Here is a 15,521-nt window from a genome sequence, read left to right as displayed (position 1 = left end):
ATAAACTGGGTTACGGGGACTATTTTCTGGGGTACAAGCCGCACAAGGTGAGGTTTCTCGGTCACGGTATCGGTATTGAGCTCGCGGAGTTTCCTTACATAGCCGCCACTCATACCTATCCCATAGAGGAGGACGCCGTATTCGCCATCGAACCAAAAATGGTCTTCCCCAAGAAGGGTTGCTGCGGTTACGAGAATACCATCCACTTTATGAACGGAAAGTGCCGGATAATCACTGATATTGATGACAGCATCATCATCGCATGAAATACATTTTCTCCACAGGATGTCTTTTTCATCTTCCCATCGAGGAGATATTCTACCTCGCCGGCGAGGGAGGTTTTGACGGCTGCGAGCTCGTCATAGACCAGCGTTTCATGAGCGACGGCTACCTCGACAGGGTCCAGGCGTGCATGGAAATACTTCCCGTCCATACCATACACGCCCCATTTCTCAAGATGAAGAAATGGGGAACAAAGGTGGACGAACTGAAGAGGACCATTGACATCGCCCGCGTCCTCGGGGCGAGCGTTGTCAATTTCCATCCCCCTGCGTGGCTGACGATGGAGATAGGCTTTGCCCGATGGCTCAAGAGCATTCATGACTTTCAGAAAGAGCTCGACTGTGCCGATATCGCGCTCACCATTGAAAACATGCCCCGGGCAGGCAAGCATCTCATGCTCACCTCGTATATTCTCAACGATATCAACGACCTTGTCGCCTTCGGCGAGGAACATAATCTCTATTTCACTTTTGACACGACCCATCTCGCCAGCTTCGGCGCGGATATCATTGCCCCTTTTATCAAGGTCTTCCGAACCGGAAGGCTGCGCAACATCCACCTCAGCGATTCCGGTGAGCACGAAAGCCACCTCTTTCTCGGAAGAGGAGATCTCCCCATCGCCAGATTCCTCAACACCGTTCGAAGGGTGGGCTATGATGGCATGATAACCTTCGAGGTGTCTCCCCGGGAGCTTCCAAAGACAAGGGAGTGGCTTATCAGGCTTATCGAGTATCAGCTCCGGCTGATCAAGCTCCATACAGGGGAGGCCCTGGTGTAATATGGCGAAAAAAACCCTCTTTGCCTGCACTGCCTGCGGATATGAAACCTTGAAATGGCTGGGGAAGTGCCCCATGTGCCAGGGATGGGACACCTTCAAGGAATTTGCCCCCGCCGCAAAGGACGATGGCAAAGAGTCGCGGCGGCCTGTCATTCTCTCCGACGAAGAGCTTGCCGATGAGGAGAGGATCGCAACGGGGATCGGCGAAATGGATCGCGTCCTTGGCGGGGGTATGACCACGGGGTCGGCCATCCTCCTTGGCGGCGACCCCGGGATAGGCAAGACAACGCTCTGCTTTGAGGTGGCAGCAAAGCTGACAGATCTGGGCCTGAAGATCCTCTACGTGTCCGGAGAGGAATCCCTGAAGCAATTGGCATCCCGTAAGAAAAGGCTGGGGCTCAAGGCGGGATTTGCCTTCCTCACCACCAATCACCTCGATGACATCGTATCGGCGATCACCGAGGAACACTATGCCCTGGCTATCGTAGATTCCGTTCAGTCAGTCTACAACCCCAAACTTCCCATGCTGCCGGGAAGCATGGGCCAGGTCAAGGAGGTGTCCTCGCGACTCACGATGGAAACAAAGGCACTCGATACAAGCCTGATCTTCATAGGCCACGTCACGAAGGAAGGCGTCATAGCAGGTCCCAAGATATTGGAACACATGGTCGATACGGTCCTCTACTTCGAAGGTGATAAAATGCTCCCCTACCGGATGTTGAGAACCATCAAGAACAGATACGGAGCCGTCGAAGAGGTGGGGATATTCCAGATGACGGGGGATGGTCTCATAAGCGTCGAGAACCCTTCCCAGTTCTTCATCTCACAACGGGGTGAGATCGGCGAAGGAAGCAGCCTTTTCCCTTACATCACCGGATCGCGTCCCATCGTCCTCGAAGTTCAGGCCCTGACGCAAAAGACAAACTTCTCCATTCCGAGAAGGCTTTCCCTCGGCTATGACGTGAACCGCCTTTTCATCCTTGTCTCCGTTGTCGAAAAGACAGTAGGGAAACCTTTCTTCGACAGGGACATTTACGTGAACGTTACGGGAGGCATGAAGGTAAACGAGCCAGCAATCGACCTCGCTGTAGCCGCATCCCTGCTTTCAAGCTACAAGGAAGTGACCCTGGGCCAGCAAACCGCTTTCTTCGGCGAGGTGGGCCTCACCGGTGAGGTTAGAAAGACGGTAAACATGGACCTGAGGATCAAGGAGTGCCAGCGTATCGGCATAAAGAGGATCTTCTGCCCCGCAGATGGTGCCAGCTCCGACGGTATGGAGATAATAACCATCCGAAATCTCAAGGAATTGTTTAAGAAGATAGGGCAGTCTGAAACCGCCTCTAGGGCATCTTGAACTCTTTCCCCTTGGGTCGAATGGTCATCACCGGACAGGGCGATTTCCTTACTACCTTCTCGGCCACATTTCCAATGAGGATATGCTCGATGCCGCCGCGCCCGTGAGTACCCATGACGATGAGATCAACCCCTTCGGTTTTCGCGTAGTCAATGATCTCCACAAAAGCGACGCCCGTCCTGACAACCTTTCTGATATCCCCATGCGCATGGCTCAGGACACCGGCAAACTCCTTGTCCACCTCGTCCTGGATGTTCTTTTCCACGGCTACCAGATTTTCCGGTGTGAGGAAGGATTCGTAAGGGGTGAAATAGGTAAGATTGGGTATGACGTGAAGCAGATGGAGTTCCGCGCCGTACTTTTTGGCGATATCGATGGCATAGGCCACTACATCTTTTGTGTATTTTGAGAAATCGACGGGACAAAGTATCTTCTTGAACATTGTAACCCCCTCCTCTCCGACGTATTATAAGTCACTTATATAATCCATCTCCTCTTTAGTCAATTCAAATATCTCCGATAAATACCTTCGTGGGCAAATTCACAAACGCGCGAAATCGACCTTGACAAAAATAACCGTCAATTGTTATAGTTACTCTGTAGACACGTGGATGATCTGAGAAAATGCCCTAGAACCAACAACTTAGGGCATTTTTTACTGTCCGGAGAATAGATGACCATTAAAAACCATAGTGAGATTCAGCACCTCGTAGACCTCGGGACTGAAAAGGGATACCTGACCCCTGACGAAATCAATGAGTACCTGCCCCAGAACATCTTTTCACCCGAGGATATTGAAGATATCTTTGACTTTCTTACCGAATCCAACATCGACATAGTCGACACGATCAAGGAGAAGACGGAAGCCGCCACGGAAGGGGAGTCCTCGGAATGGGGCGAGATGGAGCGGTTCCCCTCTGAGAGGACCGATAACATCATCTGGGCCTATCTCAAAGACATCGGCAGGGTCTCCCTGCTCAATTCGGAAGAGGAGTACACGATCGCAAAGAGGATTGAGGATGGGGAGCGGATAATCAGGAATCTCCTGTTCGACCTTCCCCACGCCATCCAGGAACTCATGGACATCGCTTCTCTTCTCAAGAAAGAAGCCATCAACATAATCGATGTGGTCAAGAACATCGATGAGCTGAACTACACCAAGAAGGATGAGGACAAATACAGAAAGAAAACGGTATCCCTCATCAATAGCATCAGGAACCAGCATCAAAAGAAAGAGGAACTGAGAAGGAATTCCGTCAAGGTCAACGAGGCAACGAGAAAGCTCAACGAGAAAAAGCTTAAAACCCTTGAGAATAAGGTCGAGGAGAACCTCATAAACCTCAACCTCAACAAGAAGATCCTGGAAGAGATCATCCGCAAGCTCCAAAGACAGCTCAAGTTCATGGACGATAAGGACGCGCGGAAGGTTAAAAAGAGGCTCATGGAGATCGGTCAGATCGAGAATGGTCTGAAAACGGTCAAGAACCGCCTGATACAGGCCAACCTGAGGCTCGTTATCAATATTGCGAAGAAATATCTCAACAGGGGACTTTCCTTCCTGGACCTTATTCAGGAAGGAAACATGGGCCTCATGAAGGCGGCTGAAAAGTACGATTACCAGAAGGGATACAAGTTCTCCACCTACTCGACGTGGTGGATCCGGCAGGCCATCACCCGAGCGATAGCTGACTACGCACGGACGATCAGGGTCCCCGTTCATGTCCTCGAGACTATGAACAAAATAACGAAGGTCACAATCTCCTTGTTTCAGGAACTCGGGCGGGAACCGAATCTCGACGAGATCTCCTTGAAGGCCGGTCTTCCCCTTGAAAAGGTACGGAAGATCATGAAGGTCTCAAACGAGCCCATTTCCATTGAAACCCCCATCGGCGATGACGAATCGAAGCTCGGAGACTTCATTGCGGACCCGAAATCACCGTCGCCCTTCAACGAGCTTGTCAGCATCTCCCTCAAGGAGGAGATCGACAAGGTCCTCTCCACACTCACTCCGCGCGAAGAGAAGGTCATCCGGATGAGGCTCGGCATCGGCGAAAAGACCGATTACACTCTCGAGGAGGTTGGCGAAGTATTTGGCCTCACCCGCGAGCGAATCCGCCAGATAGAGGCGAAGGCCCTGCGCAAACTGAAACATCCTTCACGCCGAAAGAGATTGGAAAGCTTCCTGGAATAGAGGAAGCCGGAGCTAAGGGAACAAAAAAGGCCGGGGGTCTCCACCCGCCCTTCTTTCTGTCCGCCAAACCCCCTGCCCTTAATTGTACAGGTTTTCCTGTTCAGGCTCGCCGGCAATACCCAGCTTTGGCCGGTATTCCTGCTCCCTGATGCTGCTCCCCGACATGATATCGGAAACATTCGCCTTGATCTGAGCCATTTTATCGGGGGTAAAGGGTTTGATTCGGGAAAAAGCGGCATTCAGGGTGATATCAGGCCTGAATGTCTGGATGATGAGGTCTTTCGCCCCCTGAAGATGATCTGCGACGGTGTAGACGTCCTCTTCTCTGTGAAGAAAGGGAACCACCGTCATCCTGAAGTAATAATCGATCCCGCATTCCATGATAAAGTCTATGCTCTCGCGCACCTTGCGGTCGTCCACGTTGATGCCGCACCACCGGGCATAGCGGTCCAGGGGACCCTTGACATCCATGGCGATGCAATCTACAAGGCCGTCATTGACGAGACCCTTTATCACCGATGGGTTCGAACCGTTGGTGTCGAGCTTGATCATCATGCCTTCTCTTTTCAAGATGCCGATCAGGCCAAAGAGATTCATATGTATCGTCGGCTCACCGCCGGTCACGACCATCTTGTCAATCCACTGAGCTCTGTACTTCCTTATGGTCGCCACGATGTACTCGATCGGCACATCTTCAATCCCACCGGGGTTTAGGACAAGATCGCGATTGTGACAAAAGGGGCACCTGAAGTTACATCCGCCGAGAAAAAGAACGGATGCAAGACACCCCTTCCAATCCACGAAGCTCGTTTCGATAAATCCTTTTACAGCCGGGTAATCAGGCGCCTTGAACAGCACTGAGCACCTCGTCGATGTGAGGCACGTTGCCCCTCCATTCGCCAAGAGAATTCTCTGATTCGTCTTCAACAAGGATGGTCGGCAACGCCATGACACGGTAGAATGTCGCCTCGGCAAGGCCTTCCATTGTTCCGACGTTGAAATCATCAACGGTAACGTTCTTCTCCCGAAGATGGTCCTTCAGTTGCTTCGCCATTGGACACATCGGACAATCATCCTTGTAAAATATCTTCACTATCCCCATAGCCCCCTCCTTGAGTTTTGCAGGAATCCTTAATATTTCTAGTCGTTGGCAGCCACTTTGCGCTTTTCGGAGAAGAATTCCGCATTGCGATAGCGGTCCTTGAGTTCTCCCAGTTTGCCCTTGTTCCAGCTTGATACCTTTGTAAAGTAGCCGGTGATCCTTGTAATACCATCCACATCGGTGGAGCCACAGTATGAGCAAGTGTCTGCAAGACCCCGTCCCGTTCTGTGGCATTTGTTGCATGTCGTGAATTCCGGTGAGAAGGCGATCTGGTCATTTGTCGTATGCTTGAATGTCTTGATGACGAAGTCGGAGATGGCCTCTTTGGATGGCTGCGCCTCTCCAAGCCAGACGTGAGATATCGAGCCTGCCTCGATGAGAGGATGAAAGAGCCCCTCTGTGGTCACCCTTTCTATGGGATTCATGGCATGCTTGACGTTGAGATGCGTTGAATTCGTGTAGTAGACCTCACCGGAGGCAATGTCGCCTTTCATGATCCTGCCAGCGTGGGGCGAGAAATACCGAAGGTCGAGACGGGCAAACCGGTAGCTCGTGCTCTCCGCCGGGGTCTGCTCCAGGACGATCTTCATGTTCTCCTGCCGCCGTATCTTCTCCGTAAGGAGGTTCATGTGGGCTATGGCCTTGATACCGAACTTCAATGCCCGTTTTGAATCATGCATCTCCTCGCCGGTATGTATCTGCACCATCTCGTTGAGGCCCACCATGCCGATGAGATGCGATGCAAGGTTGAACCTGAGATAAGGCATCCCGTCCCGATTCATTGTGAGAAGTGCGAGCGGCCCATTCTCCCCAAGGGAAAGCAGCTTCTCCATAAAAGCCCTTTTTTCCTTATGGGCCTTTATGGCAAGGACAAACTTCTCCGTGATGAGGTTGAAGAGTTTCGTGTCGTCGTTCTTCGCCATATAGGCAAGCCGCGGCAGATTGAGGGACACGTTTTGAAGAGCGCAATAGCGCATCCGCCAGGGTTCCCTTGCATCAAGAAGGTCGCTCTCTTCAAGCTTGAAGCTTAGGCGGCAGCATTCGGATATCTTTGCCGTCTCACCCCTGTCAAAGACGTAATAGGTGTTGCCCTTGTCGGATGCGACATCGGAGATGAGGTTGAGGAAATCCATGTGGCCGTCTGTATGGAAGAATTTCTCGGTAATGTGGACAATGGGTTTCGGGAAGAAGAAGGGGCGCCCTGCCCCGTCGCCTTCCTTGTAGACCTCGAAGAGCTTCCAGGCAAAGCGCTGGGCCTCTTTTTCATACTCCCCATAAGTCTTGCCGGTAAATTTACCGCTGGGGCCGATGGCCGGAACGGTGACGAAATGCTTTGGTATCTCCCAGTAAATGTTTATATCCGTAAAGATCGCCTGGCCTCCCCTTGCCACCGCCTGCTGGGAGAATTCGAAAATAAGCATCTGGGCAAGCTGCTTTACGTCGTCGTCGCTCATTCCCTCGATATAGGGCGCGAAGAAGATGTTTATGGCGTCCCAGCCGATGGCGCCCGCGAAATGGCTCTGCAGGGCCGCGGCAAATTTGACGAGATGGGCAAGAAGAACCTCGGCATGCTTTGCAGGCTTCGCCATGGAAAGGGAATGAGGCAGATCGAGACCAAACTTCTTGATATATTCGAGGGATTGACCGCTGCAGTACGGCCTGTCGATAAAGCCCAGGTCGTGGAGGTGTATATCCCCGTTCATGTGGGCGTCGGCCACCTCCTGCGAAAAGACGGACAACAGCGCATATTCCTTCTTGATGCCTTCCGCGAGGGTCAGGTTGGTGGCCTCCGGGCCATGGGGTACGTTGGCGTTCTCCTTGTTGGGATGAAGGATGAGGCTGTCTACGTCATAGAGAGGCATGCCGAGCCTGGTATGCATCTTTCGGGAGCTCTCAAGCCCCTTCTCTATCAATCTCGCATTGACAAGTTCCCTGATAAGAGGAGCGGTGATGACCTCGATCCCGGATCGCCTGATCATCTGTTCTACTTCCTTGCTGATCTCACCGGCCGTATCTCGGTCGATCAGTGTTTCCCTGATGAGCGCATCAACGATCTTCGATCGGTCCCATCCGGAAATACTTTCTTCTGAGGTCCTGACAAATAAATTCAGATCCGTTGTTTCCATGCATCCCCCTATCAAAATTAAGTGCTTATGCGGCTCGTCTTGTTAAAACAGGTGATACTTCCTGAAATGCGATGGTAGTGCAAACCCCCCTCCAAAACACTACATATAGTATGTTAACTAAATATCCATACTACATGTAGTACTTTTTACCTGAGCATCCCTGCAGTTGTCAAGACCTTTTTTGGATTTGTTCCCGGCTCGTTTCCCCTGAATGTTTTTTGAAAATTTTATACATAGAACTATTTGTTCAAGAGCTTTCTCATTATTCCCCCTAAAAAAGATCCCCATCGCTGGAAACCATGTACATGATGGGCGAACCAGGAAACTCCGATCGCTCCAGGGTGAGACAGGCGCCCCGCGTTACTGGGCTTTCATGGACTCCGCAGCCTCTTCAGGCGTTATGGACGAGACGGCGAACTCATCCTCCCGCTTGTACTTCGACGACCGGAAATCCCTCGGCAGGATCTCTATGTGCCAGTGATAGTATTCACGGAAGGGAAGATCGTCCCCGTGGGCTTCGGCGAATGCGGTGTTGGGCGATGTATGGATCTCCATGGTGTACGCGTTGGTGAACTGCTCGACGCGCCTCATTATGTCGAGCAGCATGTCCGCAAGGTCATCCATGACGGCCCGGGCAGTGAGGCTCTCATAATTCGCTTCGTGGAATCTCGGCACGATCCAGGTTTCGTAGGAGAACCGCGATGCAAAGGGACAAATGGCAACGAAGCTCCTGTTCATGCTCACAAGTCTCTTGCCCTGGCGTATCTCCTGGTTGATGATATCACAAAGAAGGCATCTCTCCTTCTGGACAAAGTGGTTCCGGGTCGTGATGACCTGCCGGGAAGCTCGCGACGGTACGATCGGCGTGGCCAGTACATGGGAATGGGGGTGGAGGATATAGGACCCCGCAAGCTCGCCATGGTTCTTAAATACCTGCACGTGCTTGAACCGGGCATCGCCCTTGAGATCGAGTATCCGATCCCGGTACATATCCAGCACGAGCTGCAATTCCGCCTTGTCGTACATCGCCATGGTCCGGGAATGGGACCTGCTCTCCACGATTATCTCATGGGCCCCGACATTGCCCATCTTGTCGTACAGACCCTCGCCTCGTCTGTCTTCCGCAACCTCTATCACAAAGATGGGATTCGATGCCGGAAAGCAGCGCACCAGCCAGTCGCCGCGGTCGTTTGTGTACTCACGGATGATAGGGGGCGTCAGCGATTCGTGGCCGGGACAGAAAGGGCAAACACCCGTTCCGCTCGACTTCGATCCACCATAACCCACGACGACCCAGCTTCCCGTAAGAGGATCTCGCCTTAGTTCTGCCATTTCGGAAATAATAGACCAGAACCCCACTGTTGTCAATTTACCGTTCATCTGCTTTATCAACTCTCCTGCATCAACGCACTGTTCCCTTGCAAATAGAAGAAATTATCGATTAGAATTACATAATGAAAGACCCTTTACAGACCGCTGTCGAAATGGCGCTCGCGTCGGGAAAAATACAAAGGGAATCCCTCAAGGAAGGGTTCGCCATCCATCACAAGGGCGAGATAAACCTCGTCACCGATGCTGACATAGCCTGTCAGGAAATGATCATATCCATGATAAGGGAAAGCTTCCCCGAGGACGACATTATCGCCGAGGAAAAGGCCAACCGCTTTGAAGGGAACAAGAACAGGTGGATCGTGGATCCCATCGACGGCACCACCAACTATGCCCACGGGTATCCTTTTTTCTGCACCTCCATCGCATACGAGGTAAAGGGCAGTGTCGTCGCAGGTGTGGTCTACAATCCCATGATGGATGAGCTCTTTTTTGCTGCCCGGGGGAAAGGGGCCTATCTCAACGGCAACAGGATCAAGGTCTCATCGGTGCAGAATCTCAAGGCATCGCTGCTCAGCACCGGGTTCCCCTACGACATCACCACCAACCCCGACAACAACATCAATCATTTCATACAATTCCTCTACGAGGCACAGGCTGTGCGCAGAGACGGTTCGGCGGCCCTGAATCTCAGCTACGTGGCATGCGGGCGATTCGACGGTTTCTGGGAGATATATCTGAATCCCTGGGACCTTGCCGCCGGGGCACTCATCGTCGAAGAGGCCGGGGGGGCTATCTCGAGCCTTGACGGCGGAGCATTCAGCATCTATGGAGGCGGGGTCATCGCCTCAAATGGCCTCATCCACGAGACGATGACGGGGATCATCGGAAAGGGCCTGCCTTCAGCCGAAGACCGAACCATCTCATAACGGCATGGCGGGACCGGGCATGTATTCCCGGGGTAAAAAGGGAAGGATCGGGGGAGGACATCACATGAAAGAATATCTCGTCGACGACATCAAGAACATTGTGCGGCCTGAACTGGGGGACGAGGTACCGATCCTCCTTTTCCGTATCCTGCGGATAATCGGCATGCGCAGCATCCTGGGGGAGACATCGGGAGCCACCCTCTACATGATGGGAAAACAGGTCGGGAACATGCTTCCGGCGGGAACCATGGAGGAGTTTGCAGAGACGATCCGGCAGTTGAAGGTCGGTATCCCTGAGGCGGTCATCGTCGACGAGGACCACATCACAGTGAAACTCTTCGAATGCATCACCTGCGCGGGTTTCACCTATACAGGCGAAATGTTCTGCGATATGGAGAGCGGGATCATAGCGGGGCTTCTCGAAAACGTCCACGGCAAGAAGGCGAAGTCGACACAGACGAAGAGCTGGTCCGCAGGTTTCAACTATTGCGAGTTCGAGGTTTTTCTCTACTGATGACGACCCGGAACAAACAGGTGCAGAAACGAGTCGCGAACCGGGTCAGAGACCTCGAGATCGCCCTTGAAGAGGAAAGAAGCCTTTCCAGGGCACGCAACATCCTCCTTGAAAAGAACATAGAGGAGCTCAACGAGGTCTACGTTGCCCTCAATGACAAGCTGAAGACCCTCCGCATCCGCGAAGAGCGTATAAAGGGTTTTGAGGCACAACTGGTGCGGGCAAACAAGCTTTCCTCACTGGGAGAGCTCGCCGGTTCCATTGCCCACGAGATCAAGAACCCCCTTATTGCCATCCAGGGTTTCGCAAAAAGGATATCCAATGAAGAGGACACCGTTAAGGTCGGGCGTAATGCCGGGTTGATAGAGAAGGAAGCGGGACGCCTCGCGAAGGTGCTCGCGAAACTCCTCGATTTCTCCCGGATGGACGAACCGAAGACGGAAGAATACGACCTCAATGACATCGTCGAGGACACCGTCCTCTTCATGGAACACCACCTTACCCGGTTCAAGAACGTAGGCGTCGAGGTCTTGCGAAGCCCCGAACCGGCTATCGTCCACATCGACACGATCCATATCCAGCAGGCGCTCGTCAATCTCATCAACAATGCCGCGCAATCCATGCCGAATGGCGGCATCATCAAGATATCATCGGGAAAACAGAATGGTTTCGGTTTCATATCTGTCGCCGATGAGGGCGGCGGCATCGATGAAGAGACATTGGGGAGGATCTTCGAGCCATTCTTCACGACCAAGGCCCGGGGGGAAGGCACCGGCCTCGGGCTTCCCCTGAGCAAGAGGCTCCTCGAAGCAAACGGCGGCTCCATCGACATACAAACCACGCCCGGCAAAGGCAGCACCTTCAGGATGCTCCTGCCACTAATAAAAACAGGTGATAGGTGACGGGCGGCAAATCCGCTTGCATGAACCAGCCTCTTCCCTATCACCTATCACCTGTCTCTAGAATTCCCACTTCATTCCGTCCCGTCCCGCTATTACTTTCACTCCGGTCTCTTTCGCAAGCTTCTTCGCCAGGAGCGATGGCCCCTCGTTGATGATGTGCATGCCGAAGTGGGTAAGGATGGCGGTTTCGGGACGTACCTCTTCGATGATGGCCCGGACGTCCTTCAGGGCGAGGTGCTCGATAATCTCGTGGTTCTCGATGGGTTTCAGCCTGAGGACATTGATGATGAGGTGCTGCGCCCGGTAATGGGCCGCAAGACCCGGGAAGAATCTCGTGTCGGCGATGAGCCCGATGGTCTTATTGAGCTGAAACAAAAGCCCGTAGGTCTCGACGGGATGTTTATGCCTGACGGGGGTTCGGAAGTGTATGTCCCCCAGGGTATACTCGCCGCCCTCTCGAAGGAAGACCACCCTGTCAAGGTATTTTCTCGCGAAATTGAAGACCACCGGGTCGGTGGCCAGGGCATCTTCAGGGCAAAACAGCGTCCCCCTCTTCTTGAATCCGCCTTCAGTCATGGATTCGATGAGGATGTTGACATCATTGGCATGGTCCATGTGTTTGTGGGTGATGACGATCCCGTCGAGAAGGGACGGTTCGTAAGGCTCCTTTGATGACCGGATCCGGACGATCGCGCCGGGACCGGGGTCAATGTAAAGGTTCGTTTTCCTGTAATTGAGCCACATACCGCCCGTGGCCCGAAGCTGCTTCAGCGCCACGAACCGGGCGCCGCCGGTCCCAAAGAACTTTATGGATCCTTCCATCATTCCTGCCTTTTCTGCTGATCCGCCAGACGGGCTGCTGCGTCCTGTCCGGCGCTTCCAATTTTCGTCACTTCTATTCTAGAGAAGGCCCGGGAGGTTGTCAATTTGCCCTTTAGGTCACCGGGCCGCATCGTAGCGTGAAACGCCACTTTTTTTAATATCTTTTTTGTAAATTATGGTGGTTTTCTGTCGTTTAGTTATGTTTTAATATTATCATTAATAACGAAAAATGCCGAGTTCGTACCATTGCGTAATCTAATAATAATAACGGAGGGGTTATAAGGAGGAAGTTTGATGAAAATCACGATCAACGGAAAAACTTGTGAGGCAGTAGAGGGGCAAACAATTCTCGAAGTGGCAAGAGTTAACGGGTTCTATATCCCTACTCTCTGCTACCTGGCGGATCTGACCCCGACCGGGGCTTGCCGTATCTGTGTGGTTGAGGTCGAAGGCATGCGCAACCTCGTGGCTGCCTGTTCGGCTCCGGCAACTGAAGGTATGGTGGTCAAGACCGACACCGAGCGCGTTCTGGCCGCCCGGCGCTTTATCGTTGAACTCCTGGTATCGTGCCACCCGCTGGACTGTATGACGTGTGAAAAGACAGGAGACTGTACGCTTCAGAATCTGGCCTACGAACTGGGAGTTACCGCCTCCCGTATGGAAGGAGAGAGATACAATTACCCCGTTGATACTTCCAACCCATTCATCGTGCGGGACTACAACAAGTGTATCCTGTGCCTCAAGTGCGTTCGCGTCTGCAGCGAGGTCCAGGAGATAGAGGCCATCAAGGCGACCAATAGAGGCTTCGATACAAAGATAGCCGCCGCTTACGATAGTCTTCTCCAGGACAGCAATTGTGTTTTCTGCGGACAGTGTGTTCAGGCATGCCCTGTCGGGGCCCTGACGGAAAAGAAGGCACAAGGCCTGGGACGCGCCTGGGAAACCAGGAAAGTGCGCACCACCTGCCCCTATTGTGGAGTCGGCTGTCAGCTCGAACTGCAGGTCAAGGGAGAGAAGATAGTCCGGATCAAGGCCGTGGAAGACGCGGCGCCGAACAAGGGAAGGCTCTGTGTAAAGGGGCGCTTCGGCTACGATTTCATCTATTCTCAGGACAGGCTGACCACCCCCCTGATACGGGAGAACGGGTCTTTTCGCGAAGCCTCCTGGGATGAAGCCCTTGATCTCGTAGCAACGAAATTCAAGCAGATAATAGCGGAGAGCGGCCCCGATGCCATAGCAGGCGTCAGTTGCGCCCGCAGCATAAATGAAGATTCCTACCAGATGCAAAAATTGTTTCGCGCGGTGATCGGCACGAATAATATCGATCACTGCGCTCGAACCTGACACGCGCCAACCGTCGCCGGTCTGGCGCAATCATTTGGTTCCGGAGCAATGACAAATTCCTTTGGTGAATTCGCTGACGCAAAGATGTTCCTTTGCATCGGCACAAATATGACAGAGGCACACCCGGTCGCTTCTACGTTTTTGAAAAATGCCCTCCGCAAGGGAGCAAAGCTCATCGTAGTCGACCCCCGGAAGCAGCCCCTGGCAAAACTGGCCGACATTCACTGCCAGATCAAGGTCGGCAGTGATATCGCGTTCCTCAACGGACTCATGAACGTCATCATCGCTGAAGGTCTCTACGACAAGGACTTTGTCGAGAACAGGTGCGAAAACTTTGATGCCTTTAAGGCCAAGGTGGCGGAATACCCGCCCGAACGGGCCGCCGAGATCTCCGGCGTCGATGCGGAAACGATCCGCAACGTCGCCCATATGCTTGCCGCCATCAAACCTGCCATGCTTTGCTACACCCTCGGGATCACGGAGCATACGACAGGCAAAGATAACGTAATGAGCACCGCCAATCTCCAGCTGCTCCTCGGGAACATGGGAATGCCGTCCGCGGGTGTCAACCCGCTGCGCGGCCAGAACAACGTCCAGGGCGCATGCGACATGGGGGCATTGCCAAATGTCTTCCCCGGCTATCAGAAGGTCATCGACGCGGCCATGCGGGAAAAGTTCGCGAAGGCCTGGAATGTCGAGAAGCTGCCGGAGAATAACGGCATGATGATGCCCCAGATGATGGAAGGGCTTGTCGATAAGAAGGTCAGGGCTTTCTACGTCTTCGGCGAAAACCTCGCGAATACCGAGCCCGATATCAAAAAGGTCGAGCATGAACTGTCCTCCGCCGAATTCCTGGTCTGCCAGGACATCTTCCCGACGGAGACCACCCGCTTTGCCCACGTCATTCTTCCGGCAGCCTCATGGTGCGAGGATGACGGGACCTTCACAAGCAGCGAGAGAAGGGTGAACCGCGTCCGCAAGGTCAAGAACGCCCCCGGCGACGCAAAGCCGAACTGGTGGATCTTCAAAGAGATCGCGAAAAGAATGGGCCACGAATGGACATCGAACAGCGGCCCCGAGATATGGGACAATGAGGTTTCCGTGCTTGCCCCGGCGCAGGGCGGCATTAAATACAGCCGCATCGAAAATGACGGCCTTCAGTGGCCCTGCCCCAATACGGACCACCCGGGCACGGCTTTCCTGCACCGTGACGGCGTTTTCACCCACGGCAAGGGCGTATTCAACCCTGTCGACTGGAAAGCACCCGCGGAGGTTCCCGACAAGGAATACCCCTTCGTCCTGAGCACAGGCCGCAGGCTCTTCCAGTATCATACCAGGACTCAGACCGGACGGTCGGGAATGGACTTCCTCATGCCCGAAGAGACCGCCGACATTTCCATCGCCGACGCAGAAAAGCTTGGTATTCAGCCGGACGAACGTATAAAAGTCCGGTCGCGCCGCGGCGAGGTGGAGGTCCGGGCAAAGGTCACCAAACAGGTGCCGCCCGGCATGGTCTGGATGTCCTTCCATTTCCGGGAGGGATCAGCCAACTGGCTAACCAACGCGGTGTACGACCCGGTAACGCTGACGGCCGAATACAAGGCCTGTGCGGTTGCCCTGGAGAAACTGTAGGATACTGAGATATAGTTAAACGGAACATTGGAAGAAGCCCCCGATCACACTTCTCGGGGGCTTCTTTTTTTGCATTCTCCACAGAGGAATCTGTCTTTCCGGGTCTTGCGCGCGCACAGTTAATGTGCCATGCTATAGACAGAACAAAAAAAGGGGGAGGTCTTATGGAAAGCAAGGATTTTGCAGCCATTATCAATCTCGCAATATCAAAAGAGG

At 53.2% G+C, this 15,521-nt stretch carries 13 protein-coding genes and 2 pseudogenes; 9 read left to right on the top strand and 6 right to left on the bottom strand.

Annotation, left to right across the window (positions count from 1 at the left end; translation table 11 throughout):
• The 3 genes from PHC90_12325 to radA form a co-directional block, all read left to right on the top strand.
• A partial coding sequence (locus tag PHC90_12325; protein MDD3847126.1) for a M24 family metallopeptidase occupies positions 1 to 266 on the top strand: 266 nt, incomplete at its 5' end.
• Positions 263 to 1,060, top strand: coding sequence for a sugar phosphate isomerase/epimerase (locus tag PHC90_12320; GenBank protein MDD3847125.1), 798 nt, complete (start codon positions 263 to 265; stop codon positions 1,058 to 1,060). The genes PHC90_12325 and PHC90_12320, both read left to right, overlap by 4 nt.
• Position 1,061: 1 nt before the next feature.
• Positions 1,062 to 2,414 carry a DNA repair protein RadA gene (radA, locus tag PHC90_12315; GenBank protein MDD3847124.1) on the top strand — a complete coding sequence of 451 codons (1,353 nt, stop codon included), beginning with the start codon at positions 1,062 to 1,064 and terminating at the stop codon, positions 2,412 to 2,414.
• On the opposite strand, the gene PHC90_12310 is transcribed toward radA, so the two are convergent.
• Positions 2,401 to 2,856: a universal stress protein gene (locus PHC90_12310; GenBank protein ID MDD3847123.1), complete on the bottom strand. Its 456-nt coding sequence runs from the start codon at positions 2,854 to 2,856 to the stop codon at positions 2,401 to 2,403. The two genes, radA and PHC90_12310, sit on opposite strands and share 14 nt — an antisense overlap.
• A 231-nt stretch (positions 2,857 to 3,087) precedes the next feature.
• On the opposite strand from PHC90_12310, the pseudogene PHC90_12305 reads away from it, so the two are divergent.
• Positions 3,088 to 3,429 (top strand): annotated as a pseudogene (locus tag PHC90_12305) (RNA polymerase sigma factor region1.1 domain-containing protein).
• A 438-nt stretch (positions 3,430 to 3,867) separates the two neighbouring features.
• A pseudogene (rpoD, locus tag PHC90_12300) lies at positions 3,868 to 4,605 on the top strand (RNA polymerase sigma factor RpoD).
• Between the two features lie 78 nt (positions 4,606 to 4,683).
• Here rpoD and PHC90_12295 read toward each other — a convergent pair.
• The 4 genes from PHC90_12295 to PHC90_12280 form a co-directional block, all read right to left on the bottom strand.
• Positions 4,684 to 5,463 (bottom strand): anaerobic ribonucleoside-triphosphate reductase activating protein, encoded by a 780-nt coding sequence (locus PHC90_12295; GenBank protein ID MDD3847122.1) that lies wholly within the window; start codon positions 5,461 to 5,463, stop codon positions 4,684 to 4,686.
• Positions 5,444 to 5,707, bottom strand: a complete 264-nt coding sequence (locus PHC90_12290) for a glutaredoxin domain-containing protein (protein ID MDD3847121.1) — start codon at positions 5,705 to 5,707, stop codon at positions 5,444 to 5,446. The genes PHC90_12295 and PHC90_12290 overlap by 20 nt, the downstream gene beginning before the upstream one ends.
• A gap of 38 nt (positions 5,708 to 5,745) precedes the next feature.
• A complete protein-coding gene (gene nrdD / locus PHC90_12285; GenBank protein MDD3847120.1) occupies positions 5,746 to 7,833 on the bottom strand; it encodes an anaerobic ribonucleoside-triphosphate reductase in 2,088 nt (695 codons plus the stop codon).
• 360 nt (positions 7,834 to 8,193) lie between these two features.
• Positions 8,194 to 9,213 carry a DUF4931 domain-containing protein gene (locus PHC90_12280; GenBank protein MDD3847119.1) on the bottom strand — a complete coding sequence of 340 codons (1,020 nt, stop codon included), beginning with the start codon at positions 9,211 to 9,213 and terminating at the stop codon, positions 8,194 to 8,196.
• Positions 9,214 to 9,287: 74 nt separating this feature from the next.
• Between PHC90_12280 and PHC90_12275 the strand changes: the two genes are divergently transcribed.
• From PHC90_12275 to PHC90_12265, 3 genes are all read left to right on the top strand, one after another.
• Positions 9,288 to 10,091: an inositol monophosphatase family protein gene (locus PHC90_12275; protein ID MDD3847118.1), complete on the top strand. Its 804-nt coding sequence runs from the start codon at positions 9,288 to 9,290 to the stop codon at positions 10,089 to 10,091.
• A gap of 64 nt (positions 10,092 to 10,155) precedes the next feature.
• Positions 10,156 to 10,605 (top strand): DUF2507 domain-containing protein, encoded by a 450-nt coding sequence (locus PHC90_12270; protein MDD3847117.1) that lies wholly within the window; start codon positions 10,156 to 10,158, stop codon positions 10,603 to 10,605.
• Positions 10,605 to 11,507, top strand: a complete 903-nt coding sequence (locus tag PHC90_12265) for an ATP-binding protein (GenBank protein ID MDD3847116.1) — start codon at positions 10,605 to 10,607, stop codon at positions 11,505 to 11,507. Before PHC90_12270 ends, PHC90_12265 begins: the two co-directional genes overlap by 1 nt.
• 57 nt (positions 11,508 to 11,564) lie before the next feature.
• Here the strand turns inward: PHC90_12265 and PHC90_12260 are convergent, their stop codons facing one another.
• The gene (locus tag PHC90_12260) at positions 11,565 to 12,332 is read right to left on the bottom strand and encodes an MBL fold metallo-hydrolase (protein ID MDD3847115.1); all 768 of its coding nucleotides are present in this window, start codon (positions 12,330 to 12,332) and stop codon (positions 11,565 to 11,567) included.
• Between the two features lie 291 nt (positions 12,333 to 12,623).
• Between PHC90_12260 and fdhF the strand changes: the two genes are divergently transcribed.
• A complete protein-coding gene (fdhF, locus tag PHC90_12255) occupies positions 12,624 to 15,305 on the top strand; it encodes a formate dehydrogenase subunit alpha (protein ID MDD3847114.1) in 2,682 nt (893 codons plus the stop codon).
• Positions 15,306 to 15,521 lie beyond the last annotated feature (216 nt).

This window comes from Syntrophorhabdaceae bacterium (assembly GCA_028698615.1).
GTDB lineage: Bacteria > Desulfobacterota > Syntrophorhabdia > Syntrophorhabdales > Syntrophorhabdaceae > Delta-02.
The sequence above is the reverse complement of the archived record's forward strand: the minus strand, read 5'-3'. Positions and strand labels throughout refer to the sequence as shown.

Bases quoted from the DNA above. Each gene is read 5' to 3' on its own strand.
- PHC90_12320 (MDD3847125.1), top strand. From the start codon at position 263: ATGAAATACATTTTCTCCACAGGATGTCTTTTTCATCTTCCCATCGAG.
- radA (MDD3847124.1), top strand. From the start codon at position 1,062: ATGGCGAAAAAAACCCTCTTTGCCTGCACTGCCTGCGGATATGAAACC.
- PHC90_12310 (MDD3847123.1), bottom strand. From the start codon at position 2,856: ATGTTCAAGAAGATACTTTGTCCCGTCGATTTCTCAAAATACACAAAA.
- PHC90_12290 (MDD3847121.1), bottom strand. From the start codon at position 5,707: ATGGGGATAGTGAAGATATTTTACAAGGATGATTGTCCGATGTGTCCA.
- nrdD (MDD3847120.1), bottom strand. From the start codon at position 7,833: ATGGAAACAACGGATCTGAATTTATTTGTCAGGACCTCAGAAGAAAGT.
- PHC90_12280 (MDD3847119.1), bottom strand. From the start codon at position 9,213: ATGAACGGTAAATTGACAACAGTGGGGTTCTGGTCTATTATTTCCGAA.
- PHC90_12275 (MDD3847118.1), top strand. From the start codon at position 9,288: ATGAAAGACCCTTTACAGACCGCTGTCGAAATGGCGCTCGCGTCGGGA.
- PHC90_12270 (MDD3847117.1), top strand. From the start codon at position 10,156: ATGAAAGAATATCTCGTCGACGACATCAAGAACATTGTGCGGCCTGAA.
- PHC90_12265 (MDD3847116.1), top strand. From the start codon at position 10,605: ATGACGACCCGGAACAAACAGGTGCAGAAACGAGTCGCGAACCGGGTC.
- PHC90_12260 (MDD3847115.1), bottom strand. From the start codon at position 12,332: ATGATGGAAGGATCCATAAAGTTCTTTGGGACCGGCGGCGCCCGGTTC.